Source organism: Caballeronia sp. LP006 (assembly GCF_031450995.1).
GTDB lineage: Bacteria > Pseudomonadota > Gammaproteobacteria > Burkholderiales > Burkholderiaceae > Caballeronia.
The window spans coordinates 2,219,868-2,244,319 of record NZ_JARTVW010000005.1; the positions used below are offsets into that span (position 1 = coordinate 2,219,868).

The following is a 24,452-nucleotide window of genomic DNA, read 5'->3' on the forward strand; positions in this document are numbered from 1 at the left end:
ACGTTTCGAACGTCACTCTAGCTACCATTCAGATGAGCAGTAACGGCGCCACCTAAGCGACTACAATTAAAGGTTTTCTGCCCCAACTAACTCGTATCCCTATGCGCTCGCGAATTGCAAAACGTATTCCTCCGGACGCTGACAAGCTCGTCAGTCTCTCGCTCGCGCTATTCGCGTCGGGCAGCCGCGTCGAAGACCGCTTCTGGGAAGCGCGTCTCGATGCCCTTATCGCCAAACTCGTGCGCAACGGCAATCAAACAACGCTCGACGCTGCCTTAGATCATCTCCAGCAGAATCATCCCGATGCCTACGGTGCGCTTGCCGATATGGCCGAGACGCATAGCGAGTCTTTTGCCATCGACATCGACGGCGTCGCGCACGAAGCGCTCCTGATTGCCGCGCCGGTGCTCGCCTGGACGCGCTATTCCATCCCGTCGGGTGCGCTCAAGTCCGAGACGATCGACGCCATGCGTACGCAGCTGCAGGCGCACGTGCTCGCGGCGGGTGCGCGGGTTGCATTCGCGCCGTATCTGTACAGCATCGATCAATTGCCGCGTCATCACGTGGATACGGCTCGGCTAGCCCAGCAATTGACGCAGACCGCCTTGGGCGCGGCGGCAGTCCGGCTGAATCTAGCTGATCTGCCGGAGACCTCGCCAATTCTCGCCGACCCGCGCTTCCTGTTGGCCATCGCGATCGTTCCTGCAGGCGCGGCTTTCTTCCGCTGGCAAGAAGACGAAACGGGCGGTCGTACCGAACGCGGTCAGTGCCTGGAGCAATGGATGGCGCAAGGTGGGCCAAACTTCGCTGCCATCCTGCCGGGTTGTGAGATCGAATGCCTGCTTCCAGACGCCTATTACTCAGCCTGCCGCGATGCAGACGAGCAAGTCCGCCCTCACACGGTGCGCACGGCGGTGCGTTATCTGTTCGATACGCTCGGCACCGCGCCGCAGGAATTGCGCGCAGTCATCGCGGGCTTTGGCGAGCGCCGAATCGACGAGTATCGAGTCGGCTTCACGCGTCGCGGCAGTAACGATGTGATCTACGGTGTCGTATGGCCGTTATACGGCCGCGAGAACGGCGAGCTGGACATGGAAGAGGACATCGTCGAACTGGAAGGCGCAAACGGTCCGGTTGAAGAAATCGTCGAGCTATTGAAGAAAGCTGGAGTGTCCGATGTGCGCCGCCACGCAGGCCGCTTCGAACCCGAATTTTGCGACGACTGCGGCGTGCCGCTTTACGCAGATCCGCTCGGTGAAATCGTACATGCCGAGATGCCTGAAGACGCCGAGCCTGCGCAACCTCACTTTCATTGACTGGCGTCATAAGACTAAGTGCCTAAGGCAATTAAAAAACCCCGCTTTTGCGGGGTTTTTTGTGCAATTCTGCCTATGCCGTTTGGCTAGGGGGAAAAATCGGCCGAAGTTTGTCAATATGGACCCGTGCCGACGCGCTTGTCGGCAGCAAGTCCCGACGCGCAGGCGTCGGCGTATTGATTCGAGGTATAAGCATGAAAATTACGATCATGGGTGCTGACGGCGAACGTCGTGCAGGCCTTAAAACATTGCTGCGCCGTATCGCGCGTCACGCGCAGTTCAACGAAGTAATCGACTGGCGACAGGCCGGGGTGGCCTTGAGACAAGCCAGATCCAGCCTGATTGTCGTCGACTGGGAGCCTCATCTGCGAGCGGGCGATCTGCAGACGCTGCTCGAAGAGGCACGAGGCATTCCCACCGCCGTAGTAGTCGACCGACCCACGGTCGCTCAGGTTTATATGCTGATGGGCATCGGCGCGATGGGCGTCATTCCACGCACGCTCGATCCCGTTCTCATCGTCAGGGCGCTCGACATGGTGCTCATCGGCGGTCATTACGTGCCGCCCGATGTGATCGATCCGGCGCTGAGTCAGGAGTCGCTCATCATTCGTACGCCGCTCAGCGCGGCCATTCGGCGGCGGCTGCGTCATCTGCCTGCCCTGTCGCCGCGGCAGCAGCAGATCATGCGTTGCGTGCACATGGGCAGCACCAACAAGATGATCGCGAAGACGCTGGGTATCAGCGAAGGCACTGTCAAGATCCACCTTGCGAGCATCTTTCAGCAGCTAGGCGCCACGAACCGTGCCGCTGCCGTTGCCATCTATAACGGCGTGCAAACCGCGCATCTCGAGATTCTTCGCAGCAGCGAATGCGAAGCGCCGGAGCGCGCAGTGCCGGGACAAGCGAACGTGGTGCCATTGCGCCGAAGACGCGCGCTGTATCCGTCACTCACGGAAAGCGACGCGTCGTCGCTGCCAATGGCCGCCCAGCCCGAGGCGACGTTCTAGCAACAAAGGACGCGTTTGGGTTCGTCGTTTGCACGCACGAATCACGCGCAACGAGTAATATGCAAGGCATGGGGTTCTTTTACACACCGCTCCCGCTTTGGCTTACCGTCGGCGGCTGGATAGTCGCCGCGGGATTGCTCGCGCTCGTACTGTTGCAGCGTCCTTTCAGCAGATTGCAGGACGCCACGCTACAGCACGTGTGGCTTGGCATCATCGTCGCGGTGACGGTGTTGTGGGCGTGCAATGCATGGTTCGACGACGGACCCGTCATCCACTTGCTGGGCGCGACCTTGATGGTCACCTTGTTCGACTGGCGGCTGGCGCTCATCGGCACGGCTGCCACCACCGGGCTCGCGGCCGTCGTGCTCGACGCATCCTGGCTCTCGGTCGCGGTCACCTATATGTTGTTCGGCGCGCTGCCTGTTGCAGTATCAACGTTCCTGCAACGGCTATCCAATGCGTGGCTGCCGCGCAATCTGTTTACGTTCATCATCGGGCACGGCTTCGTGAGTTCCGCGGCAGCGGTTGCCGCGGCATGCGGCGCGACGGTGCTCTTCGAGATGGCGCTCACCGGCGGACCGGTCACCGTGCCCGCTGCATTCATGCGCGGCTCGCTATTACTGGTTGTCGGCGAAGCGCTCTTTACCGGCCTGCTCACCATTTTAATCTCGGTGTATAAGCCAGCCTGGATCACCACTTACGACGTGCGCCGCTATCGCCTTGATCGCGGACCTCGCGTCTGAGGCATTCCGCAAGCCGAATTGCACGCGAGCAAAAACGCAATCAAAGTGCGATAAGATGGAACTCCTTCCCCGCACGCGGCATCTTACTTGCCCGTGTCTTCTTAGCACCAGACTTGATGGAAAGTAACCACGCACCGCGCCGGCTTTTGCGGCTCGTCGGCCGGTTGGCGGTATGCGCATCGATTGCATGCGCGGCAGTATCCGCCTTAGCCGACTCGCTCGACGAGCGCAACGAATTGATTCACCACTTCGTCACCGACTTCCACGCCAATCCGCTCGTCGCGGATTGCGCGGCACACGGCAACTTCATCGCCAGCACTTCGGCGGCGTTCGATCACGTAGAGTTTCCGCCTGCTGTCTTCGACCCATCGCGCTCGACCATCGAACCGTGGAACGATTCGTTCGACGAGAAGAAGCAGCGTATCAAGGTGGACAACGTCGTGACAGTCGAGGGCGAAGGCGTCTCGAAGAGCGGTGAGAGCGATGTCACGCCGCTCAAGTTTCGTTGTGGCTACGTAGGCAGTCAAATGCTCGCCTTCGGCTGGAACGATCCGGTTCCGCCACTACGCCCCCGCGCCGAACCGTCGTCCGCACGCGGCACGAAGGGCAAGCATGGCGCGAAAACAAAAGGTGCGTCTGCGGGCAAAAGCAAGAGCTCGGGCAAGTCGACGAAGAAGTCGGCCAAGAAGCACTAGCTAGCCAGCCAGGAAGCACGGCAAACAAAAAAGGCGCGGCACCTGAAGGTGTCGCGCCTTTTTGCGTCATCGGAAACGCTCTGGGATAGATCAGGCCGGATACGTCTGCAACTGCCAAAGAATCGCCTGCAACATCGCCGCACCAAGCGCCGAACTCCGCTCGCCACTCCAGCCCACACGCTCATCCGGCAAATTCGCGTTGTCCTTGAACGGCATCTCCAGCGTCAGCGAGAGACACTTGTACTCGTTGCCGATGTACTTCGACGCGAGCTTGAGCGCATCCGTCTGATACTTGCTCGACTCGTAGCCGTGCACGTCCTGAAAGTCCGGGCTTGCCTGCTTGAAGAATTCGATGAACGCCTTCTGCTCTTTGGCCTGCTTGCCGGTGAAGCCCGGCAGCATCTCCGAGCCCGCGACGAACACGTAAGGAATGGCTTCGTCGCCATGGATGTCGAAGAACATGTCGCAGCCGATATCGCGGATGGCATCACGCACCACGAGCACCTCGGGACTGCGCGCGGCATCCGGCTCCATCCATTCGCGGTTCAGGTTCGCGCCGGCTGCGTTGGTGCGCAGATTGCCGAGCACGCTGCCATCCGGATTCATGTTCGGGACGATATGAAACACCGCGCGATCCAGTACCGCGCGCGCGGTAGGGTCACCCGCCCAGTCGCCCCAGCCCGCGAGCCGCTTGACGAGGCCCTCGACGAACCATTCCGCCATCGTTTCGCCCGGATGCTGGCGCGCGATGACCCACACGTTCTTCTTGGGCTTGGCACTCATGCCATCGGCGAGACCGAGCGAAAGCAAGGACATTGGTCGGCCTTGCACCGTGCTGCCAAGTTCGGTCAACGTGGCGTGCGGCATCTGCTGCACGGCGCCGAGGAATTCCGCGTGACGCTCGTCGCTATACGGCTCGAAATACGCGTAATGGATGCGATCGAAATCGGGCGTATGGTCGATCTTCAACACGCCGCCCACGTACTCCGTCGCCACGCGAAACCAGTTCACGCGATCGTAGCTCGCCACCGCCTGATAGTCGCGCCAGCCTTCCGGAAACGCGCATTGCGCCGCATTCTCGAAGCTCATCACGAGACGCTCGCCGCGCGCGCCCGAGACGCGGAAATAGAACCACTGCGCGAAATCGGCGTGAGAATCCGGACGCACGCGCAAACGAATATCGGACGGGTTGGTGGCGTCGACGACTTCGATTGCGCCCGCATCGAAATGACTTGAAATTGAAATGCTCATGATGAATTCCTTGATGCAGACACTTTAATCCGCGACGCGGCGGCGAAAAACATAAGTCGTATCGTTCGATGCCTTCGCGTCGAACGCATACCCGTCACTGTCGAAGTCCTTGAGCCCTTCCGGCTCGTCGATGCGGTTCTTCACCGCATAGCGCGCCATCAAACCGCGCGCGCGTTTCGCATGAAAACTGATGATCTTGTAGCGTCCGCCCTTCCAGTCCTCGAACACGGGCGCGACCACCGGCACGTCGAGAAGCCGCGGCTTCACCGACTTGAAGTATTCCCCCGACGCACAATTCACGAGCACGCGCGCGCCGCGCTGTTTCCGGAATTGCTCGTTGAGCGCGGCCGTGATGCGCTCGCCCCAGAACGCGTAAAGATCCTTGCCGCGTGCGTTCGGAAACTTGGTGCCCATCTCAAGGCGATACGGCTGCAATAGGTCGAGTGGTCGCAAGAGCCCATAAAGCCCGGACAAAACACGCACATGATTCTGCGCGTAGTCGAGATCGGCCGAAGACAGCGTCTTCGCGGCGAAGCCTTCGTAGACATCGCCATTGAAGGCGAGCACGGCCTGCTTCGAATTGGTCTCGTCGAAACGCTTCGACCATTCGGCATAACGCTGGAAGTTGAGCGTCGCGAGCTGGTCCGAGATGCCCATCATTCCGCCGATCTGTTGCGGCGAAAGATGACGCAGACCCTTGATGAGCTCGGCGGCGTCATCGACGAACTCGGGCAGCGTGTGCTTGCGGATATGCGGCGGCGTCTCGTAGTCGAGCGATTTGGCAGGCGATAGAACGATTATCATGGAGGCTCGCCGTCAAACGAGCGGCGATCATAGGCATAAACCCCCAATTGTATCGAATGGAAAATTCCGCCGCGCTGCCCGTGCAAGCGCCCACGCCCGCCTCCGCCTTACGCGTGGTGCTCGATTCCAACGTGTGGATCGACATCCTCGTATTCGACGATCCCGCCACGCGCCCGATTCGCGCCGCGCTCGAAGCAGGCACGCTCGAAGCGCTGATCGATCCGCGGTGTCTCACCGAACTCACGCGCGTGCTCGACTATCCGCAGTTCGTGCGCTTGAACGTCGACAAGGAAGCGGCGCTTGCCATCGTCGCGCGGCTTTCGACCTTGATCGCGCCGCGCACGCAGGAGGCCGAACGGCCGCTGCCCAAGTGCCGCGACCGCGACGACCAGAAGTTCCTCGAACTCGCGCAGGCTTCTCGCGCGGACTGGCTCGTCTCGAAGGATCGCGCGGTGCTGAAGCTCGCGAAGCGCATCGCGCGGGATTTTGCGTTTCGTATCGGCGAACCCAAACCTTTCGTCACCGCATTCGAGGCACGATCCGAGGCACCGCAGGCCACGTCCGCGCACATTGCAAGCGCTGTTTAGAATAGCAACCCTACCCGTCAGCACACGTCCACGCCATGAACGCCACGCACGAACTGCCACAGACCCCGCCCGAGCTGTCCTTTCCGTCGCGTCTGCCCAATGTCGGCACGACCATCTTCACCGTGATGAGCGCGCTCGCCGCACAGAAGGGCGCGGTGAATCTCGGTCAGGGTTTCCCCGATTTCAACTGCGACCCGCGCGTCGTGGATGCCGTCGCCAACGCCATGCGCGACGGCCACAACCAATATCCGCCGATGGCGGGCGCCGCGCCCTTGCGTCAGGCCATCGCGCGCAAGATCGACGCGCTCTACGGCCGCGCCTACGACGCCGACCGCGAGATCACCGTGACCGCCGGCGCGACGCAGGCCCTGCTCACGGCGGTGCTGTGCTGCGTGCATCCGGGCGATGAAGTCATCGTCATCGAGCCGACGTACGACAGCTACGTGCCGTCCATCGAGCTCGCGGGCGGCAAGCCCGTGTTCGTCGCGCTCGAAGCGCCCGACTACGCGCTGCCCTTCGACAAGATCGCCGCCGCGATCACGCCGAAGACGCGCCTTCTGATGATCAACACGCCGCACAATCCGACCGGGCGCGTCTGGCGCGCGGCGGACATGAAAAAGCTCGAAGAGATCGTGCGCGATACCAACGTGCTGATCCTCTCCGACGAAGTCTACGAACACATGGTCTACGACGGCGCGCCGCACGAAAGCGTCTCGCGCTACCCGGAACTGGCCAAGCGCAGCTTCGTCGTGTCGAGCTTCGGCAAGACCTTCCATGTGACAGGCTGGAAAGTGGGCTACGTCGCCGCGCCCGCCGCGTTGACCGCCGAATTCCGCAAGGTGCACCAGTTCAACGTGTTCACGGTGAACACACCCATGCAGGTCGGCCTCGCGCATTATCTCGAAGACCCGAAGCCGTATCTCGAACTGCCCGCGTTCTATCAGAAGAAGCGCGACTTTTTCCGCGCGGGTCTCGCCGATACCCGCTTCAAGCTCCTGCCTTGCGACGGCACCTATTTTCAGTGCGTCGATTATTCGGCGATCAGCGACATGCCCGAAGCCGACTTCTCGCAATGGCTCACGAGCGAGATCGGCGTCGCGGCCATTCCGGTGTCGGCGTTTTATCACGAGAGTCACGAATCCGGCGTCGTGCGGTTCTGCTTCGCCAAGAAGGAAGAAACGCTGGCGCTCGCCTTGCAAAGGCTCTCGAAACTCTGAGCGGGGCGCGGCGAATTCAATCACGTAGAGGAGACATCCGCATCATGAGTTCGCAGGAATACGCAATCGGAACGCTTGGAATCGTCGGCAGCGGCGCGATGGGTCGCGGTATCGCGCAGATCGCGGCGCTCGCCGGACTCACCGTGCGTCTCTTCGATGCCAATCCCGTCGCGCTTGCCGCCGCGCGCGAGTATCTGTCCGAAACGCTATCGAAGCTCGCCGCCAAGGGCAAGATCAGAGAAGCCGATGCGCACGCCGCGCTCGCCAACGTGCACGACGCACAGGACGCGAGCGAACTCGCGGATTGCGACGTCATCGTGGAAGCGATCGTCGAAAATCTCGACATCAAGCGCGAACTGTTCCGTGAACTCGAAGCCGTGGTGAGCGAGCGCTGCATTCTCGCGTCGAACACTTCGTCACTGTCGATCACCGCAATCGCGGCGGGCTGCTCGAAACCGGAACGCGTCGCGGGCTTCCACTTTTTCAATCCCGTGCCGTTGATGCGCGTGGTCGAAGTCATCGACGGACTGCGTGGCGATCCGCGCGCGGGCGATTCACTCATGGAACTCGCGCGCCGCATGGGTCACACGCCGGTGCGCGCGAAGGACATGCCGGGCTTCATCGTGAATCACGCGGGACGCGGCATGAACACCGAAGGCCTGCGCGTGGCGAGCGAAGGCGTGGCGAGTTTCGCGGACATCGACCGCATCATGCGCGAGCAGGCGGGCTTTCGCCTCGGGCCATTCGAATTGCTCGATCTCACCGCGCTGGATGTCTCGCATCCGGTGATGGAGTCGATCTATCACCAGTTCTATGAAGAGCCGCGCTTCAGGCCTTCGCCGATCACGGGCACGCGGCTCGCGGGCGGGCTGATCGGGCGCAAGACGGGCGAAGGTTTCTATCGATATGCCGATGGCAAACACATCGCGCCGCTCGAAGCCGAAGCGCCTACCCGCTTGCCCAAGCGCGTGTGGGTGAGTCGGGCGTCGCAAAGCGCTTATGAAGCGGTGCGCGCGTTGCTTCCCGCATCGGTCGAACTCGATACCGACGCAACGCCCGCTTCGGATTCCTTGATCGTGGTCACGCCGCTCGGCTTCGATGCGACCACCGCCGCCGTCGCCGAAAAGCTCGACGCCACGCGCGTCGTCGCCATCGACACACTCTTTCCCTTCGATACCGCCGCGCGCCGCACCATCATGACGACGCCCGCGACCACGCCCGCCATGCGCGACGCGGCGCACGCGCTCTTCGCCGCCGATGGCGTGCCCGTCAGCGTCATCCGCGACTCGACCGGCTTCGTCGCGCAACGCGTGGTGGCAACCATCGTGAACATTGGCTGCGATATCGCGCAGCAAGGCATTGCGACGCCGTCCGACATCGATCTCGCCGTCATGCTCGGCCTCGGCTATCCGCGCGGACCGCTCGCACTCGGCGACGCGCTCGGCGCCGCGACCATCCTCACGATCTTGCAGAACATCCACGGCGTGCTCGGCGACCCACGCTACCGGCCTTCGCCCTGGCTCGCACGCCGCGCGAGGCTCGGACTTTCTCTTACCCATATCGAGGAGCTCAGATGAGCGCCGAACTGCTGACCTACCGCCCTGCCGGGAGCGACACCACGCTCGTGCTCAAGCTGTCGAATCCGGGCGCGCGCAACGCCCTGCATCCGGATATGTATGCGGCCGGCATCGAGGCGCTCAGCACGGCCGAGCGCGACACGTCGGTGCGCACCATCGTGCTGACGGGCGCGGACAACTTCTTCTGCTCGGGCGGCAACCTGAACAGGCTGCTCGAAAATCGCGCGAAGGATGAATCGGTGCAGGCCGAGAGCATCGACTTGCTGGGCGAATGGATCAGCGCGTTGCGGGCATCGACCAAGCCGATCATCGCGGCCGTGGAGGGTGCCGCGGCCGGCGCGGGATTTTCGCTTGCGCTCGCGTGCGATCTGATCGTCTCCGCCGACGACGCGCGCTTCGTCATGTCGTATGCGCGCGTCGGCCTCACGCCCGATGGCGGCGCTTCGTGGTTCCTCGCGCGCGCCTTGCCGCGCACGCTCGCCAGCGAAGTCCTGCTCGAAGCGAAGCCGATCGGCGCGGCGCGTCTGTATGAAGTGGGCGTGGTCAACCGGCTGACGAAGAAAGGCATTGCGCTCGATGCCGCCATCGCCTGGGCCGACGATCTCGGCAGCGTGTCGCCGAAAGCGCTCGCACGCATCAAGTCGCTCATCAACGCGGCGGACGTGCAGCCGCTCGCCGCGCATCTCGACATGGAACGCGACAGTTTCGTCGACGCCCTGCATCACGGTGACGCGCTCGAAGGCATTACCGCGTTCCTCGAAAAGCGTCAGCCGACTTACCGCTGAGATGGCTCAATACAAGTTGCCCAAACGCCGCCGCATCTATCTGATGCGCCATGGCGACGTCACGTATTTCGACGACAGCGGCCGCGCAATCGACCCGGAAAGCGTGCCGCTCAACGAACGCGGCCGCGAGGAAGCAAGCGCGGCTGGACGCGTGTTTGCCGCGCAGAACATTCGCTTCGACCGCGTGATCGTGAGCGGCTTGCCGCGCACGCGCGAAACGGCGCAGCGCGTGCTCGCCGAAACGCATCAGCCAATCGAGCCGGAAGTTTGGCCGGAGTGGCAGGAGATACGCGGCGGGCGGCTCGCGAGTCTCACGACGCAGGATATCGAGCGCGCTTTTCTTTCCGTGTTCGATGGCGTGGTGCCCGAAGAGACGCGCTTTCTGGGCGGCGAAAGCATTGGCGAGCTGCTCGATCGCGCGCTGCCCGCCATGACGAAGCTGCGCGGCGATGCCTCATGGGACACGGTGCTGCTCGTGCTGCACGGCGGCGTGAATCGCGCGTTGCTGTCGCATGCGATCACGGCCGGCGGGCGCGCGTTCTTCGGACATCTGTCGCAGGCGACGGGCTGCATCAACGCGCTCGATGTCGGCGACAAACCCGGCGACTGGGTCGTGCATGCAATCAATCATTCGCCGCCCTCGCCGCTTCATGCCGACGTGCGTCACACGACGATGGAACTGCTGTACGCGCAGTTTCTGCGCTTCAAGGCCGACGAGATGGACTGAAGCGCGACGTCCTGGCGCACCACAAAAATATGGGAGGAGACGATGCCAGACAACGAAACCGATTTCGCAGCGTTCGAAGGAACGCGTCCGGTGCACGAGAGCCAGCGCTTCGATAGCGACGCGCTCGCCGCGTGGCTTGCCGCGCACGTCGAAGGATTCAGCGGCCCGCTCAAGCTGGAGCAGTTCGCGGGCGGCCAGTCGAACCCGACCTTCAAACTCGTCACGCCCACGCGCGCTTATGTCATGCGCTCGAAGCCCGGGCCGGCCGCGAAGCTCTTGCCATCGGCGCATGCAATCGAGCGTGAATATCGCGTGATGCATGCACTCGCCGCCACGGATGTCCCCGTTGCGCGCATGCTCGCGCTGTGCGAGGACGAGAGCGTGATCGGCCGCGCGTTCTATGTCATGGATTTTGTGGAAGGCCGCGTCTTGTGGGACCCGTCGCTGCCCGGCATGTCGGCCGACGAACGCGCCGCGATTTATGGCGAAACCAATCGCGTGATCGCCGCGCTTCATACCGTCGATGTAGCAGCGGTCGGACTCGCCACCTACGGCAAGCCTGGCAACTACTTCGAGCGGCAAATCGGACGCTGGAGCAAGCAGTACGTCGCGTCGCAAACCGAATCCATCGACGCAATGGACCGCCTGATCGAATGGTTGCCGCGGCATATCCCGCAAGTCGAGGCACGCGTGAGCATCGTGCATGGCGACTTCCGGCTCGACAACCTGATCTTTCATCCGAACGAGCCGCGCGTGCTTGCCGTGCTCGACTGGGAACTCTCCACGCTCGGCGATCCGCTCGCCGACTTCGCGTATCACTGCATGGCTTGGCATGTCGATCCATCGCAGTTTCGCGGTATCGCGGGACTCGACTGGACCGCGCTCGGCATTCCCGACGAAGCCGCCTACGTCGCACGCTATTGCGAACGCACGGGCTTTGCGATCGAAGGCGACTGGAACTTTTACCTTGCCTACAACATGTTCCGCATCGCCGCGATTCTGCAAGGCATCATGAAGCGTGTGGTCGATGGCACCGCCGCGAGCGCGCAAGCCGCCGATGCGGGCCGGCGCGCGCGGCCGATGGCCGAACTTGCCTTGCACTACGCCCAGAAAGTCGGCCACTGAAGACAGAAAAGAGGAGACGAGCGATGAATTTCGACTACACGGAGAAGGTGCACGCGCTGCGCGAGAAGTTGCTTGCCTTCTTCGACGCGCATATCTATCCGAACGAACACGCCTTCGCCGAGGAGATCGCAGCCAATCGCGCGGCGGGCAACGCATGGGTGCCGACGCGGCTGATCGAAAACCTCAAGGACCACGCACGTCGCGAAGGACTGTGGAATCTGTTTCTGCCGGCATCGGCGCGTGGCGCGGGTCTCACGAATCTCGAATACGCGCCGCTCTGCGAAATCATGGGCCGCGTACCGTGGGCGCCCGAAGTCTTCAACTGCAATGCGCCCGATACCGGCAACATGGAGACCATCGAACGCTATGGCACCGACGCGCAAAAGGCGCAGTGGCTCGAACCGCTTCTGCGCGGCGAGATTCGTTCGGCGTTTCTGATGACCGAGCCGGAAGTGGCGTCGTCGGATGCGACCAACATCCGTTGCAGCATCATGCGCAATGGCGACGATTACGTCGTCGATGGCCACAAGTGGTGGTCATCCGGTGCGGGCGATCCGCGCTGCAAGGTGTATATCGTGATGGGCAAGACCGATCCCGATGCGCCACGCCACGCGCAACAATCGATGATCCTCGTGCCTGCCGATGCAGCGGGCATCACGGTGCATCGGCCGCTCAATGTTTTCGGCTACGACGACGCGCCGCACGGCCACATGGAGATTACGCTCGAGCAAGTGCGCGTGCCGGCCGCCAACCTATTGCTCGGCGCCGGACGCGGCTTCGAGATTGCGCAAGGGCGGCTCGGGCCGGGGCGCATTCATCATTGCATGCGGCTCATCGGTCTCGCCGAACGCGCGCTCGAACTGATGACGAAGCGCACGCTGTCGCGCGTGGCGTTCGGCAAGCCGATTGCGCGACAAGGCGTGACGCGGGAGCGCATCGCCGAGGCGCGCATCATGATCGAACAGGCGCGTCTGCTCACGCTCAAAGCTGCCTACATGATGGACACCGTCGGCAACAAGGGCGCGCGCGGCGAGATCGCGATGATCAAGGTCGTGGCGCCGAACATCGCGTGTCAGGTCATCGACTGGGCGATACAGGCGCACGGCGCGGCCGGCATCTGCGACGACTTTCCGCTCGCTTATGCGTATGCTTCGGCGCGCACGCTGCGGCTCGCGGATGGGCCGGACGAAGTGCATCGCAATGCCATCGCGAAGCTCGAATTCGGGCGGTATTCGGAAGCGCGCGACTGAGCGAGGAAGACGGCCTCGCCGCGCGCCTTAGCTCGCTTGCGAACCCGCGTCGCGCAACCCGAACAGCGCCGCCGAATCCACCGTCAGCACCAGTTCGCCATCCTGGTTATGCGCTTCCCAGCGCGTGGCGACGATACCGCGATCCGGCTTGCTCTTCGACACGCGCTTGTCCAGCACGCGCACCGTAAGCCGCACCGAATCGTCGACGCGCACCGGCTTGATCCAGCGGATATTGTCGAGACCGGGCGAACCCATCGAGGTCGAATCGGCGAGCATGTCGCGCACGAGAATGCCCATCATCGCGGAACAGGTGTTCCAGCCGCTCGCAACGAGACCGCCGAAATGCGACGCCTTGCCCGCTTCCTCCGACAGATGGAACGGCTGCGGATCGTAACGCTTCGCGAACTCGATGATCTCATCGCGCGTGAACGTGTGGGCGGAGAGCGTCACCGCATCACCGACTTCGAAATCTTCATAGGCGTAGGTCATTCAAGCTCCTTCCAGGTCATGAAACGCGGGCTGCGACGCAAAACGCGCGAGGTGGTAGTCCACGTCGCCGAGCGTCGTCTCGATGATCGACAGCCGTTTGAACCAGTGCGCGGCGGGCATCTCGTTGGTCACGCCCATGCCGCCGTGCAACTGCACCGCCTGTTGCCCGACGAAGCGCGCCGCCTGACCGACACGCGCCTTCGCAGCGGAAATGGCCTGCGTGCGCGTGGCCGCGTCGCCGCTGGCGTAACGCGCAGCGGCAAGATACGTGATGGAGCGTGCCTGCTCGGTGTGGATCAGCATGTCCACCATGCGATGCTGCAGCACTTGAAACCGCGCGATGGGCGCGCCGAACTGCTTGCGCTCCTTCGTGTAGTCGACGGTCGCGCGATCGAGCGCATCGAGCGCGCCGAGGGCTTCGGCGCAAAGCAAAAGCGTGGCGTAATCGGCGATCTTCGCGAACGTGGCCGCACCGCCGTTCAAACGCGTGGCTTGCGTGTTCCTGAAGACGAGCGTCGCGGCGCGCTGACCGTCGATCGTGCGGTAGTCGGTGACATCGACGTTGGCGGCATCGCGCGGCACCAGAAAGAGCGCGACTTCATCGGCGAGACGCGCGGGCACGATCCAGTAATCGGCCTGCGCGCCGTGCTGCACGACCGACTTCCTGCCGTCGAGCGTATGGCGTTCGCCTTGCACGCTCGCCGTAGTGCGAAGATCGAAGAGATCGTAGCGCGCGTGCGGCTCGTTGAACGCCACCGCCATCCTGAGTTCGCCACGTCCGGCGCGCTCGAGCAATTCGCCCTGTTCCGCCGATGCCGCGAGCCGCAACGCTTCGATGCCGACCGCCGTCGCCCAATAAGGCTCGACGACGAGCGCGCGCCCGAGCTCTTGCATCACGACGAGCATATCGACGGGCCCACCATCGAAACCGCCTTGCGCTTCGGGAACGGGCAGCGCCAGCAAGCCGAGTTCGGCGAACGCGTTCCAGTGCCGTGCATCGACGCCCGCTTGCGACATGACGATCTTCTGCCGCGCGTCGAACGAATATTCGCGGTCGAGATAGCGGCGCAGTGCATCGCGAAACTGCTGCTGTTCATCGGTGAAATCGAAGTCCATGCGCGCTCCTCAAAGGCCCAGAATCATCTGCGCGATGATGTTCTTTTGAATCTCGTTCGAGCCGCCATAGATCGACGTCTTGCGAAAGTTGAAGTAGTACGCGGCAAGCGGCGCGGCATCGTCGTCGCCGGTCTGGCTCGCGTCGCGCTCGCCTTCGAGGTACGCGGAATCGAAGCCGGCCGCTTGCGGTCCGGCCGCTTCGAACATGAGTTCGGTCAGCGCCTGCTGCACTTCCGTGCCTTTGATCTTCAGCATCGATGCTTCGGGCCCCGGACCTTTTGCATCCGACTCGCTTGCGATCACGCGCTGCACCGTCGCTTCGAGGGCCATCAGTTCTATCTCGAGCGCGGCGACTTTCGCGGCGAACAAGGGATCGTGCAAAAGCGGCTGGCCGCGGCTCGTGCGTTCGAGTGCAAGCCGCTTGAGAAAGCGCAGTTCACGCTTCGATTGCCCCACGCGCGCAATGCCCGTTCGCTCGTGCCCCAGCAAATACTTCGCATACGTCCAGCCGCGATTTTCCTCGCCGACGAGATTGGCGGCCGGCACCTTCACGTCGTCGAAAAAGACTTCGTTGACTTCGTGATCTTCGTCGAGCGTGATGATCGGCCGCACGGTGATGCCCGGCGTTTTCATATCTATCAGAAGGAACGAAATGCCCTCCTGTTTCTTGGCCTCGGGATCGGTACGCACGAGGCAGAACATCATGTCGGCATGTTGCGCGAGCGTGGTCCACGTTTTCTGACCATTGACGATGTAGTGATCGCCCTGTCGCTCGGCGCGCGTGCGCAACGAAGCGAGATCGGAACCGGAGCCGGGCTCGGAATAGCCCTGACACCACCAGTCGGAGCCATCGAGAATGCGCGGCAGATAGCGAGCCTTTTGCGCGTCGCTGCCATATTTCATGAGTACGGGAGCGACCATCGATACGCCGAATGGCAGGACCATCGGTGCGCCCGCGCGCGCGGATTCTTCGTCCCAGATATGACGCTGCGTGGCGTTCCAGCCGGGACCGCCATACTGCTTCGGCCACGCGACCGCCGACCAGCCGCGCTCGCCGAGCAGCTTGTGCCAGTTCACGAAGTCTTCGCGAGTCAGACGCTTGTGATTGAGAACCTTGTCGCGCAATGCGCGCGGCAGGCTGGCTTCTAGCCAGTTACGGATGTCGGCGCGAAAGGCTTCGTCCGCAGGGGAATGATCGAGATTCATACGCTGTGTCTCCTGTGTAGCCGACCACACGAGACACCGCTGATTTACTGCAGCGGCTCTTTCAGTGCGGCCGGAACGGGCAACGGCAATACGTCGATCCCTTCTTCCAGCAAGGCATGCGTTTCTTCGGGCGTCGTCACGCCGCGGATATTGCGCGCGGGCGCTTCATCGTAATGAATGCGCCGTGCTTCCTCGGCAAAACGATCGCCCACGTTCTCGGTCTTCTCGATCAACTCGCGCATGAACTGAAGCGCGCGCGCCTGAACGCCCGCCGCATCCGGCGATGCTTCCGCCGGTACCGCGCGGTCGTTGCGCGCCGTCGAAAGATTCAGACGCGGCGCCGATGGCATGCGGCTCACATCCGTCTCCGAACAGACCGGACACGCAACCAGCTTGCGCAACAGTTGCGATTCGAACTCTTCGGTAGAAGCGAACCAGCCTTCAAACCGATGTTCATGCGAGCACTTTAAATCGAGGACCTTCATGCTGATGGGGACTTCCGGGAAGTTTATCTCAAAACTATCGATTGTGAACGGTCGTTCGTAAAGACTGATCTTTTGATTGCTCGACCGGTGATCGATTCTAGCGGTTCGAGGGTACGGGCGCTTGGCTCACCCATAACGCGAAATGTGGCAGTCTGGCACTGCGCCGAAAACGAACAAGCCCCAAGATCGAATGATCTTGGGGCAAGCGATACATCTTCAGCGGTTCGACGGATGACGACTACGCCTTCGATTCTCCCAACGCCCACTCTCCCGAGCGCACCTTTTCCAGCCAGAACGCGCCGATGATCGTCTTAACATCGCTGATCGTGCCGTCCTTCACCCACTGCATGAGTTGCGCCGGCTCCGCGATAAACGTCTCGAGAAATTCGCCTTCATCGAGCCGGGCATCGCCAGCAGTGAGACCGCGCGCGAGATAGAGATCGATGAATTCGGTCGAATAGGAGATCACCGGGTGGATACGCGTCAGAAAAATCCACTCGCTCGCGGTATAGCCCGTCTCTTCCAGCAGTTCACGCTTCGCGCATGTCAGCTCGTCTTCGTTGGGATCGAGCTTGCCGGCCGGGAATTCGAGCAGCACCTTTCCCACCGGATACCGATACTGCCGTTCCAGCAAGACCCGACCATCGTCGAATTCCGGCAGGATCATCACCGCGCCCGGATGCTCGACGAATTCGCGCGTGGCGTGCTTGCCGTCGGGCAATTCCACGGTATCGCGCTTGAGCGTCAGAAATTTGCCTTCGTGAAGCGTGACGCTTTCGACCTTCTTCTCGATTAGGCCGTCGTCGTTACCGAAGTTCGCGGTGGAAGAAGCGTTGTGATCTGCCATCTTGAGCCCTATGCCAAATGGCCAAAAGCCGCCGACAGCAACCAGCCGTCAGCGGCGTTTGACAAGATACTGATACGTGAAGCCCGGAAACGCGAACACCACGAAGAGACTGAAGGTAATGGCATAAAACTGCCATTCCTGATCGAAGCGGTTGCCGGCGCGCGCTTCGAGCATGAAGCCGAGAGCGCCAACCGCGAAGTAAAGAACGAGCAACTCGCCGATTCGAATCCAAACGCCCTTCTTCGCCGTCTTGCTCCCATCCGCATGAAGCTTGAGCGGCATGACGGCAAAAAGGCGCTGATTCAGGAACGGCAAGTTGGCGCCGACGAGCGCCAACAGCACGATAAACCATCCCGCTGCCGACATTACAGCGGCAGCGTATGCGTGATCGCTTGCAGGCAAGCCGTCATCAGCGGGCCGGGCACGAGACCGAGCACGAGCACGGCCAGACCGTTGAACGCCAGTAAGGAGCGATTGAGGCTGCCGGCAACGATCGGCGACGCATCTTGCGGCGCGTCGAAATACATCAGCTTCACGATACGCAGGTAGTAGAACGCACCGACCAGCGATGTCAGGACGGCCAGCACGGCGAGCCACGTCAGACCGGCGTTCATCGTCGCTTCGAGCACGGCGAGCTTCGCATAGAAACCGACCGTCGGCGGAATGCCCGCAAGCGAGAACATCATGATCATCATGACGAACGCGAACACCGGGCTGCGCTGATTCAAACCCTTGAAGTCGTCGATCATCTCGGCTTCGAAGTCGCGGCGCGCAAGCAGCATGACCACGCCGAAGGTGCCAAGCGTCGTGACGAGGTAGATGATGCTGTAGAACATTGCCGAGCTGTAGGCGCCCGCCGCGCCCGTTACCTTGCCGTCCACCACGCCAGCCAGCAGGCCGAGAAGCACGAAGCCCATGTTGGAGATGGCCGAGTACGCGAGCATCCGCTTGATGTTCTTCTGCACGATACCGGTGACATTGCCGACGATCAGCGACAGCGCGGCGAGAATCACGAGCATTTCTTGCCAGTCGACCGCGAAAGGCAGCAGACCCATCACCAAGAAGCGCAAGCCCCACGCGAAGGCCGCGACCTTCGGGCCGCCGCCGGTGAGCAAGGTCATTGCGGTCGGTGCGCCTTGATAGACGTCCGGCACCCACATATGGAACGGCACCGCGCCCATCTTGAACGCCACGCCCGCCACGACGAAGATGATGCCGAACAACAGCACCGCGTCGTTGATGCGGCCCGAAGCCACCGCCTTGAAGACTTCACCCAGTTCCAGCGAGCCGGTCGCGCCATAAAGCATAGATATGCCGTAGAGCAGGAAGCCGGAAGCGAGCGCGCCGAGGACGTAATACTTCATCGCCGATTCGTTCGCCTGCGGCGAATCCTTGCGCAGCGCGATGACCGCATACAGCGACAGCGACATCAGTTCGAGGCCGAGGTACAGCGTGAGGAAGTTGTTGCCCGAAATCATCACGCACTGGCCGAGCAGCGAAAAGAGGCCAAGCAGGAAGAAGTCGCCGCGAAACAGACCGCGGTCTTCCAGATAGCGCCGCGAATAGATGACCGACACCGCGTAGCCCAGACACACCACCGCTTTCATGGCGCTCGCGAACGGATCGACGACATACATGCGCGTGAAGAAGTAATGCGGCGTCGGGTCGAGTGCCGTGAACGCAAACCACACGCCGACCACGAGGGTCGACACGAGCGCGATCAGATACGTGACACGACGGCTTGGCACGCCGAAGATCGTGTCGTTCAACCAGGCGATGACGACTGCGGCCATCAGGACCGCGTCGGGCAACAGCACACTCATAGGGGCGTTTTGCATGATCTTTTAATTCCTCCGCACGGCGTTACTGATCCAGCGGCAGCTTGGACTGCGCGACGTGGGAGAGCAGGTTTGCCACCGATTCGTGCATGACGTCGGTGAAGGGCTTCGGATGCAGGCCCATGTACAGCGTGAACGCTGCGAGCACCACCAGCATGAACATTTCGCGCTTGTTGATGTCCTTCAGCTTCGCGACATGGTCGTTCGCCACGGCGCCGAAGTACACGCGCTTGTACATCCACAGCGTATAGGCCGCGCCGAGAATCAGCGTGAACGTGGCCAGGAAACCGATCCAGAAGTTGAACTTTACGGCGGCCAGAATCACCATGAACTCGCCGACGAAACCCGAGGTGCCCGGCAGGCCGCAGTTGGCCATGGCGAACAACATGGAGAACGCCGCGAACTTCGGCATGGTATTGACGACACCGCCGTAATCCGCGATCTGGCGCGAGTGGACGCGGTCGTACAGCACGCCGATGGAAAGGAACATCGCGCCCGAGACGAAGCCGTGCGAGATCATCTGAATGATCGCGCCTTCCACGCCAAGCTGGCTGAAGATGAAGAAGCCAAGCGTGACGAAGCCCATGTGCGCAATCGACGAATACGCCACCAGCTTCTTCATGTCCGCCTGAACGAGCGCGACGAGACCGATGTAGATCACCGCGATCAGCGACAGCGTGATGACCACGGGCGCGAGAAAGTGGCTTGCGTCCGGCGCGATGGGCAGCGAAAAGCGCAGGAAACCGTACGCGCCGAGCTTCAGCATGATCGCGGCAAGCACGACCGAGCCGCCCGTCGGTGCTTCCACGTGAGCGTCCGGCAGCCAGGTGTGGACGGGCCACATCGGCACCTTGACGGCGAACGCGAGGAAGAACGCTATGAACAGCAGCACCTGCGGCGTCATGCCGATCTTCGCGGCTTGCCACGTGGCGAGGTCGAACGTATGCGTCTGCGTGTACAGGTACAGCAGCGCGATCAGCATCAGAAGCGAGCCGGCCAGCGTGTACAGGAAGAACTTGAACGCCGCATACACACGGTTCGGACCGCCCCACACGCCGATGATGATGTACATCGGGATGAGCGTGGCCTCGAAGAACACGTAGAACAACAGGCCGTCGGCGGTCGAGAACACGCCGATCATGATGCCCGAGAGAATCAGGAACGCGGCCAGGTACTGCGAGACGCGCTCGGTGATCACTTCCCATGCGGCGATCACCACGATCACCGTGATGAGCGCTGTCAGCACGACAAACCACATCGAGATGCCGTCCACGCCCAGGTGATACGTGATGTTGAAGCGTTCGATCCAGCTCGCCTGCTCGACGAACTGCAACGCGGCCGTCGACGTATCGAAGCCGGTGATGAGGGGGATCGTCACGATCAGCCCGAGCACCGAGCCGATCAATGCGACCCAGCGCGCGGGCGCCGGGTTGTGGTCGTTACCTATAGCCAGGACCAGGACGCCGAATACGATCGGCAGCCAGATCGCGACACTGAGAATCGGAAAAGAGTGCATAGGGTCCCTCGCCTTATTTGCCGCCGAGCGTTACAAACAGGGTCAAGAGCCCCAACATGCCGATAATCATGGCGAACGCGTAGTGATAGATGTAACCGGATTGAAGGAAGCGGATCACACCGGCGAACCAGCCGACGAACCGCGCACTGCCGTTGACGATGCCGTCGATGACGACCACATCGCCCTCTTTCCACAGCCCCCGGCCAATGGCGACCGCGCCCTTGGCGAAGACCACTTCGTTGATCTTGTCGAAGTAGTACTTGTTGTCGAGGAGCGTATAGATCGGGCCGGACGCCTTCTTGATGACAGCGGGCAGATCCGGACGCTTGATATACAGGAACCACGCGACGATCACGCCGAAAGCCGCGATCCACACCGGTCCCGGCGTGATGATGCCGTGCAGCGCCATGGCCATCCAGCCGTGGAATTCCGTGGCCATTTCCTTCAGGCCTTCGTGGTTTTCGGCGATGTAGATCACCTTGTCGAAGATCACGCCGTGCGAGAAGAAGTCGCCGTAGACCATCGGACCGATACCGATCGCGCCGATGATGATCGACGGAATAGCCAGCAGCACGAGCGGCAGCCACACCACCCACGGGGTTTCGTGCGGCACGTGCGCGTGGCCGTGGTCATCATGGCCGTGCCCGTGGTCGTCGTGACCATGGCCGTGCGAATCGTGACCGTGGCCATGTGCTTCAGCTTGACCCATCGGCGAATCGGGATGCTTCGGACCGCGGAAACGCTCCGGACCGTGGAACACCATGAAGTACATGCGGAACGAGTAAAGCGACGTGACGAACACGCTTGCGACCACCGCGAAGTACGCAAAGCCGGAGCCCGCCAGGTGCGAGGCCTTGGCCGCTTCGATGATCGAATCTTTCGAGTAGAAGCCGGAGAAGAACGGCGTGCCGATCAGCGCGAGCGAACCGATCAGCGACGTGATCCAGGTGATCGGCATGTACTTGCGCAGACCGCCCATGTTGCGCATGTCCTGGTCGTGGTGCATGCCGATGATTACCGAACCCGCGCCGAGGAACAGCAACGCCTTGAAGAACGCGTGCGTGGCAAGGTGGAACACGGCGACCGGATAAGCCGACACGCCGAGCGCGACCGTCATGTAACCGAGCTGCGATAGCGTGGAGTAAGCCACCACGCGCTTGATGTCGTTCTGCACGACGCCGAGAAAGCCCATGAACAACGCGGTGATCGCACCGATGACCGTAACGAACGACAGCGCCGCATCCGAATGCTCGAAGAGCGGCGACATGCGCGTCACCATGAAGATACCGGCCGTTACCATGGTTGCCGCGTGGATCAGCGCGGAGATCGGCGTCGGGCCTTCCATCGAGTCGGGCAGCCACACATGCAGCGGAAACTGCGCGGACTTACCCATCGCGCCGATGAAGAGGCAAATGCACGATACCGTCAGCAAGCCCCATTGCGTGCCGGGGAAGGTCATGGTCGCGAGCTTGTCGCTTTGCGCGAAAACGTCGCCGTAGTTCAGCGAGCCGCCGAACGCCAGCAACAGGCCGATGCCCAGCAGAAAACCGAAGTCGCCCACGCGGTTCACGATAAACGCCTTCATGTTGGCGTAGATCGCGGTTTCACGCGTGAAGTAGAAGCCGATCAGCAAGTACGACACGAGACCCACGGCTTCCCAGCCGAAGAACAGCTGCAGGAAGTTGTTCGCCATGACGAGCATCAGCATGGAAAACGTGAAGAGCGAGATGTATGAGAAGAACCGCTCGTAACCGACTTCTTCATCCGCCATGTAGCCGATGGTGTAGATGTGCACCATCAGCGAGACGAAGGTCACGATGACCATCATCATCGCGGTGAGCGAGTCGACCAGGAAGCCGACTTCCATCTTAAGCGAACCGACCGTCATCCATTCGTAGACGGTGGCGTTGTAGCTCGCGCCGTTCAGCACGTCGAAGAAGACCATCGCGGACAGCACGAAGGAGATCGCGACGCCGAGAATCGTCACGCTGTGCGCGCCCTTGCGCCCTATCGTCTTTCCCAGCAGCCCCGCGATCAGCGAACCGGCAAGCGGCGCCAGCGGAACCGCAAGCAGGACGTTTTCATTGAGTGTCATGGACATAACAGCCTAGCCTGAAATTAACCTTTGAGCTGATCGAGGTCCTCGACGTTGATCGTGTCGAGGCTGCGGAACAGGGTCACGAGAATCGCGAGACCGATTGCCGCTTCAGCAGCAGCCACGGTCAGCACGAAGAACACGAAGATCTGGCCGTGTATGTCGCCCAGATAATGCGAGAACGCGACGAAATTGGTGTTCACCGCGAGCAGCATCAGCTCGATGGCCATCAAAATGATGATGACGTTGCGGCGGTTCAGGAAGATGCCGACGATGCTGATCGCAAAGAGGATCGCACCGAGCACGAGGTAATGGGCAAGACTCAACATTTCGATATTCTCCTTCGCGCTCAGCCCTTGTTGTCGACCGTTCCCGCACCGATGTTGCCAGTCACGGGCGGTTCCGTCGCGGCGTCGGGCGCCTCTGTCTCGGACTTCATCTTGACGATACGCACGCGGTCCTGGGCGCGCACCTTGACCTGCTGGCTGACGGTCTGCGTCTTCTTGTCCTTCTTGTCGCGAATGGTGAGCGAGATCGCCGCGATGATGGCGACCAGCAGCACGAGACCGGCGATTTCGAACGCGAAGATGTAGTCCGTGTAGATGATCTTGCCGATGAGCTGCGTGTTCGGCATCATCGCCGCGCCGCTGACAGCCGCGCCGACGACCGGCGTGGTCGTCGCGCCGAAACCGTGCCACAGGATCAGCGCCGTTTCCACCACGATGATCGCGCCCACGATGCTCGCGAGCGGCACGAAGCGTCTGAAGTCGCGTCGCAGTACGTCGATGTTGATGTCGAGCATCATCACGACGAAGAGGAACAGCACCATCACGGCGCCCACGTAGACGAGAACCAGCAGGATCGCGAGGAATTCGGCCTGCAGCAGCATCCAGATCGCGGCCGCGTTGAAGAACGCGAGCACGAGAAAGAGCGCGGATGACACCGGGTTGCGCGAAGTGATCACCTTCAGCGCCGACACGGTCAGGAGCAGCGCGAAGATATAGAACAGTACGGTTGTGAATTCCATGATTACCGGTTCATCGTTAGGCCATCAAGAGGCATGGTGTATCGGCGCTTCGGCTCGCTCTCTCCGTGCGACGGACAAAGCGCGGCCGGGGAAGATCAGCCACGAAGCACGGTCACTAAGCGCGCCGCATTGTGCCAGACAGCAACAACAAAAACGCAACGACATGTCGAGGACCGGAGCGCGCGAACGTGGTTTCTGTTTCTCTCGCGCGGCGCTCCAGGCTCGGCTTCGCATCAACGATAAGGCGCGTCTGCCGCCTTCGATGCGGCGATTTCCGTCTCGTAACGATCGCCCACCGCAAGCAGCATGTCCTTCGTGAAGTACAGGTCGCCGCGCTTCTCGCCGTGATATTCGAGGATGTGCGTCTCGACGATCGAGTCGACCGGGCAGCTTTCTTCGCAGAAGCCGCAGAAGATGCACTTGGTCAGGTCGATGTCATAACGCGTCGTGCGGCGGGTATTGTCAGCACGCGTTTCCGATTCGATCGTAATGGCGAGCGCCGGGCATACTGCCTCGCACAGCTTGCAGGCAATGCAGCGCTCTTCACCGTTTTCATAGCGGCGCAGTGCATGCAGGCCACGAAAACGCGGAGAAATAGGCGTCTTCTCTTCCGGGAACTGCACCGTGATCTTGCGCTGGAACGTGTAGCGTCCCGTCAGCGCCAGACCCTTGAGCAGCTCGGTCAGGAAGAAGGTCTTAAAAAAGCTCTGTATTGCGTTCATGATATTTGTCCGCTCTTGTCTCTTTGC

At 61.7% G+C, this 24,452-nt stretch carries 25 protein-coding genes; 11 read left to right on the forward strand and 14 right to left on the reverse strand.

The features are described 5' to 3' along the window. Positions 1 to 101: 101 nt before the first annotated feature. From P9250_RS26950 to P9250_RS26965, 4 genes are all read left to right on the forward strand, one after another. Positions 102 to 1,316 carry a DUF2863 family protein gene (locus P9250_RS26950; protein WP_244825444.1) on the forward strand — a complete coding sequence of 405 codons (1,215 nt, stop codon included), beginning with the start codon at positions 102 to 104 and terminating at the stop codon, positions 1,314 to 1,316. 194 nt (positions 1,317 to 1,510) lie between these two features. Then, positions 1,511 to 2,323 carry a response regulator transcription factor gene (locus P9250_RS26955; RefSeq protein ID WP_250492514.1) on the forward strand — a complete coding sequence of 271 codons (813 nt, stop codon included), beginning with the start codon at positions 1,511 to 1,513 and terminating at the stop codon, positions 2,321 to 2,323. Positions 2,324 to 2,391: 68 nt separating this feature from the next. After that, the gene (locus P9250_RS26960) at positions 2,392 to 3,066 is read left to right on the forward strand and encodes an energy-coupling factor ABC transporter permease (RefSeq protein WP_244825446.1); all 675 of its coding nucleotides are present in this window, start codon (positions 2,392 to 2,394) and stop codon (positions 3,064 to 3,066) included. Positions 3,067 to 3,182: 116 nt separating this feature from the next. After that, a complete protein-coding gene (locus P9250_RS26965; RefSeq protein ID WP_250465109.1) occupies positions 3,183 to 3,761 on the forward strand; it encodes a BspC domain-containing protein in 579 nt (192 codons plus the stop codon). A gap of 90 nt (positions 3,762 to 3,851) precedes the next feature. Here the strand turns inward: P9250_RS26965 and P9250_RS26970 are convergent, their stop codons facing one another. Both P9250_RS26970 and yaaA read right to left on the reverse strand, forming a co-directional pair. Continuing rightward, positions 3,852 to 5,012, reverse strand: coding sequence for a M14-type cytosolic carboxypeptidase (locus P9250_RS26970; protein ID WP_310396123.1), 1,161 nt, complete (start codon positions 5,010 to 5,012; stop codon positions 3,852 to 3,854). 24 nt (positions 5,013 to 5,036) lie between these two features. Next, entirely contained in the window at positions 5,037 to 5,816 is a 780-nt protein-coding gene (gene yaaA, locus P9250_RS26975; protein WP_244825449.1) for a peroxide stress protein YaaA, read from the reverse strand. Positions 5,817 to 5,872: 56 nt separating this feature from the next. Between yaaA and P9250_RS26980 the strand changes: the two genes are divergently transcribed. Genes P9250_RS26980 through P9250_RS27010 form a run of 7 tightly spaced genes read left to right on the forward strand, consistent with a single transcriptional unit; the run spans position 5,873 to position 13,084 of the window. Continuing rightward, positions 5,873 to 6,403, forward strand: coding sequence for a putative toxin-antitoxin system toxin component, PIN family (locus P9250_RS26980; RefSeq protein WP_310396127.1), 531 nt, complete (start codon positions 5,873 to 5,875; stop codon positions 6,401 to 6,403). Between the two features lie 35 nt (positions 6,404 to 6,438). After that, complete coding sequence (locus P9250_RS26985) at positions 6,439 to 7,620, forward strand: pyridoxal phosphate-dependent aminotransferase (RefSeq protein ID WP_244825453.1); 1,182 nt, start codon at positions 6,439 to 6,441, stop codon at positions 7,618 to 7,620. A gap of 44 nt (positions 7,621 to 7,664) precedes the next feature. After that, positions 7,665 to 9,197 (forward strand): 3-hydroxyacyl-CoA dehydrogenase, encoded by a 1,533-nt coding sequence (locus P9250_RS26990; RefSeq protein WP_310396131.1) that lies wholly within the window; start codon positions 7,665 to 7,667, stop codon positions 9,195 to 9,197. Next, complete coding sequence (locus P9250_RS26995) at positions 9,194 to 9,982, forward strand: oxepin-CoA hydrolase, alternative type (RefSeq protein ID WP_244825456.1); 789 nt, start codon at positions 9,194 to 9,196, stop codon at positions 9,980 to 9,982. The genes P9250_RS26990 and P9250_RS26995 overlap by 4 nt, the downstream gene beginning before the upstream one ends. Position 9,983: 1 nt before the next feature. After that, the gene (locus P9250_RS27000) at positions 9,984 to 10,709 is read left to right on the forward strand and encodes a histidine phosphatase family protein (RefSeq protein WP_310396135.1); all 726 of its coding nucleotides are present in this window, start codon (positions 9,984 to 9,986) and stop codon (positions 10,707 to 10,709) included. A 42-nt stretch (positions 10,710 to 10,751) separates the two neighbouring features. Then, positions 10,752 to 11,834 (forward strand): phosphotransferase, encoded by a 1,083-nt coding sequence (locus P9250_RS27005; protein ID WP_310396138.1) that lies wholly within the window; start codon positions 10,752 to 10,754, stop codon positions 11,832 to 11,834. Between the two features lie 23 nt (positions 11,835 to 11,857). Continuing rightward, positions 11,858 to 13,084, forward strand: coding sequence for an acyl-CoA dehydrogenase family protein (locus P9250_RS27010; RefSeq protein ID WP_310396143.1), 1,227 nt, complete (start codon positions 11,858 to 11,860; stop codon positions 13,082 to 13,084). Between the two features lie 27 nt (positions 13,085 to 13,111). On the opposite strand, the gene P9250_RS27015 is transcribed toward P9250_RS27010, so the two are convergent. The 12 genes from P9250_RS27015 to nuoI all read right to left on the reverse strand — a co-directional run bounded on the left by P9250_RS27015 (position 13,112) and on the right by nuoI (position 24,425). Continuing rightward, positions 13,112 to 13,573 carry a MaoC family dehydratase gene (locus P9250_RS27015; protein WP_244825464.1) on the reverse strand — a complete coding sequence of 154 codons (462 nt, stop codon included), beginning with the start codon at positions 13,571 to 13,573 and terminating at the stop codon, positions 13,112 to 13,114. Next, complete coding sequence (locus P9250_RS27020; RefSeq protein WP_310396145.1) at positions 13,574 to 14,689, reverse strand: acyl-CoA dehydrogenase; 1,116 nt, start codon at positions 14,687 to 14,689, stop codon at positions 13,574 to 13,576. 9 nt (positions 14,690 to 14,698) lie between these two features. Continuing rightward, a complete protein-coding gene (locus tag P9250_RS27025) occupies positions 14,699 to 15,895 on the reverse strand; it encodes an acyl-CoA dehydrogenase family protein (RefSeq protein WP_309843440.1) in 1,197 nt (398 codons plus the stop codon). Between the two features lie 44 nt (positions 15,896 to 15,939). After that, a complete protein-coding gene (locus P9250_RS27030) occupies positions 15,940 to 16,380 on the reverse strand; it encodes a DUF1178 family protein (protein WP_310396147.1) in 441 nt (146 codons plus the stop codon). A 238-nt stretch (positions 16,381 to 16,618) separates the two neighbouring features. Further along, the gene (locus P9250_RS27035; RefSeq protein ID WP_310396151.1) at positions 16,619 to 17,227 is read right to left on the reverse strand and encodes an NUDIX hydrolase; all 609 of its coding nucleotides are present in this window, start codon (positions 17,225 to 17,227) and stop codon (positions 16,619 to 16,621) included. 48 nt (positions 17,228 to 17,275) lie between these two features. Continuing rightward, on the reverse strand, positions 17,276 to 17,593 hold the full coding sequence (locus P9250_RS27040; RefSeq protein WP_250465130.1) for a DUF2818 family protein: 318 nt from the start codon (positions 17,591 to 17,593) through the stop codon (positions 17,276 to 17,278). Then, on the reverse strand, positions 17,593 to 19,065 hold the full coding sequence (nuoN, locus tag P9250_RS27045; RefSeq protein ID WP_244825471.1) for an NADH-quinone oxidoreductase subunit NuoN: 1,473 nt from the start codon (positions 19,063 to 19,065) through the stop codon (positions 17,593 to 17,595). Before nuoN ends, P9250_RS27040 begins: the two co-directional genes overlap by 1 nt. A 25-nt stretch (positions 19,066 to 19,090) precedes the next feature. After that, positions 19,091 to 20,581 (reverse strand): NADH-quinone oxidoreductase subunit M, encoded by a 1,491-nt coding sequence (locus P9250_RS27050; RefSeq protein WP_244825472.1) that lies wholly within the window; start codon positions 20,579 to 20,581, stop codon positions 19,091 to 19,093. Positions 20,582 to 20,594: 13 nt separating this feature from the next. Further along, positions 20,595 to 22,682, reverse strand: a complete 2,088-nt coding sequence (nuoL, locus tag P9250_RS27055; protein ID WP_244825474.1) for an NADH-quinone oxidoreductase subunit L — start codon at positions 22,680 to 22,682, stop codon at positions 20,595 to 20,597. Between the two features lie 17 nt (positions 22,683 to 22,699). Then, positions 22,700 to 23,005: an NADH-quinone oxidoreductase subunit NuoK gene (nuoK, locus tag P9250_RS27060; protein ID WP_031360677.1), complete on the reverse strand. Its 306-nt coding sequence runs from the start codon at positions 23,003 to 23,005 to the stop codon at positions 22,700 to 22,702. A gap of 20 nt (positions 23,006 to 23,025) precedes the next feature. After that, entirely contained in the window at positions 23,026 to 23,703 is a 678-nt protein-coding gene (locus tag P9250_RS27065; RefSeq protein WP_310396155.1) for an NADH-quinone oxidoreductase subunit J, read from the reverse strand. Between the two features lie 233 nt (positions 23,704 to 23,936). Then, complete coding sequence (gene nuoI / locus P9250_RS27070; protein ID WP_244825478.1) at positions 23,937 to 24,425, reverse strand: NADH-quinone oxidoreductase subunit NuoI; 489 nt, start codon at positions 24,423 to 24,425, stop codon at positions 23,937 to 23,939. Positions 24,426 to 24,452 lie beyond the last annotated feature (27 nt).

What these genes read in the sequence shown, in the direction of transcription:
- P9250_RS26950 (WP_244825444.1), top strand. Translation starts at nt 102, where the DNA reads ATGCGCTCGCGAATTGCAAAACGTATTCCTCCGGACGCTGACAAGCTC.
- P9250_RS26955 (WP_250492514.1), top strand. Translation starts at nt 1,511, where the DNA reads ATGAAAATTACGATCATGGGTGCTGACGGCGAACGTCGTGCAGGCCTT.
- P9250_RS27030 (WP_310396147.1), bottom strand. Translation starts at nt 16,380, where the DNA reads ATGAAGGTCCTCGATTTAAAGTGCTCGCATGAACATCGGTTTGAAGGC.
- P9250_RS27065 (WP_310396155.1), bottom strand. Translation starts at nt 23,703, where the DNA reads ATGGAATTCACAACCGTACTGTTCTATATCTTCGCGCTGCTCCTGACC.
- P9250_RS27015 (WP_244825464.1), bottom strand. Translation starts at nt 13,573, where the DNA reads ATGACCTACGCCTATGAAGATTTCGAAGTCGGTGATGCGGTGACGCTC.
- P9250_RS26995 (WP_244825456.1), top strand. Translation starts at nt 9,194, where the DNA reads ATGAGCGCCGAACTGCTGACCTACCGCCCTGCCGGGAGCGACACCACG.
- P9250_RS27050 (WP_244825472.1), bottom strand. Translation starts at nt 20,581, where the DNA reads ATGCACTCTTTTCCGATTCTCAGTGTCGCGATCTGGCTGCCGATCGTA.
- nuoN (WP_244825471.1), bottom strand. Translation starts at nt 19,065, where the DNA reads ATGCAAAACGCCCCTATGAGTGTGCTGTTGCCCGACGCGGTCCTGATG.
- P9250_RS26970 (WP_310396123.1), bottom strand. Translation starts at nt 5,012, where the DNA reads ATGAGCATTTCAATTTCAAGTCATTTCGATGCGGGCGCAATCGAAGTC.
- P9250_RS27040 (WP_250465130.1), bottom strand. Translation starts at nt 17,593, where the DNA reads ATGTCGGCAGCGGGATGGTTTATCGTGCTGTTGGCGCTCGTCGGCGCC.
- P9250_RS26990 (WP_310396131.1), top strand. Translation starts at nt 7,665, where the DNA reads ATGAGTTCGCAGGAATACGCAATCGGAACGCTTGGAATCGTCGGCAGC.
- P9250_RS27005 (WP_310396138.1), top strand. Translation starts at nt 10,752, where the DNA reads ATGCCAGACAACGAAACCGATTTCGCAGCGTTCGAAGGAACGCGTCCG.
- yaaA (WP_244825449.1), bottom strand. Translation starts at nt 5,816, where the DNA reads ATGATAATCGTTCTATCGCCTGCCAAATCGCTCGACTACGAGACGCCG.
- nuoI (WP_244825478.1), bottom strand. Translation starts at nt 24,425, where the DNA reads ATGAACGCAATACAGAGCTTTTTTAAGACCTTCTTCCTGACCGAGCTG.
- P9250_RS27010 (WP_310396143.1), top strand. Translation starts at nt 11,858, where the DNA reads ATGAATTTCGACTACACGGAGAAGGTGCACGCGCTGCGCGAGAAGTTG.
- P9250_RS27020 (WP_310396145.1), bottom strand. Translation starts at nt 14,689, where the DNA reads ATGGACTTCGATTTCACCGATGAACAGCAGCAGTTTCGCGATGCACTG.
- P9250_RS26980 (WP_310396127.1), top strand. Translation starts at nt 5,873, where the DNA reads ATGGAAAATTCCGCCGCGCTGCCCGTGCAAGCGCCCACGCCCGCCTCC.
- nuoK (WP_031360677.1), bottom strand. Translation starts at nt 23,005, where the DNA reads ATGTTGAGTCTTGCCCATTACCTCGTGCTCGGTGCGATCCTCTTTGCG.
- P9250_RS26965 (WP_250465109.1), top strand. Translation starts at nt 3,183, where the DNA reads ATGGAAAGTAACCACGCACCGCGCCGGCTTTTGCGGCTCGTCGGCCGG.
- P9250_RS27025 (WP_309843440.1), bottom strand. Translation starts at nt 15,895, where the DNA reads ATGAATCTCGATCATTCCCCTGCGGACGAAGCCTTTCGCGCCGACATC.
- P9250_RS27000 (WP_310396135.1), top strand. Translation starts at nt 9,984, where the DNA reads ATGGCTCAATACAAGTTGCCCAAACGCCGCCGCATCTATCTGATGCGC.
- P9250_RS26960 (WP_244825446.1), top strand. Translation starts at nt 2,392, where the DNA reads ATGGGGTTCTTTTACACACCGCTCCCGCTTTGGCTTACCGTCGGCGGC.
- P9250_RS26985 (WP_244825453.1), top strand. Translation starts at nt 6,439, where the DNA reads ATGAACGCCACGCACGAACTGCCACAGACCCCGCCCGAGCTGTCCTTT.
- nuoL (WP_244825474.1), bottom strand. Translation starts at nt 22,682, where the DNA reads ATGTCCATGACACTCAATGAAAACGTCCTGCTTGCGGTTCCGCTGGCG.
- P9250_RS27035 (WP_310396151.1), bottom strand. Translation starts at nt 17,227, where the DNA reads ATGGCAGATCACAACGCTTCTTCCACCGCGAACTTCGGTAACGACGAC.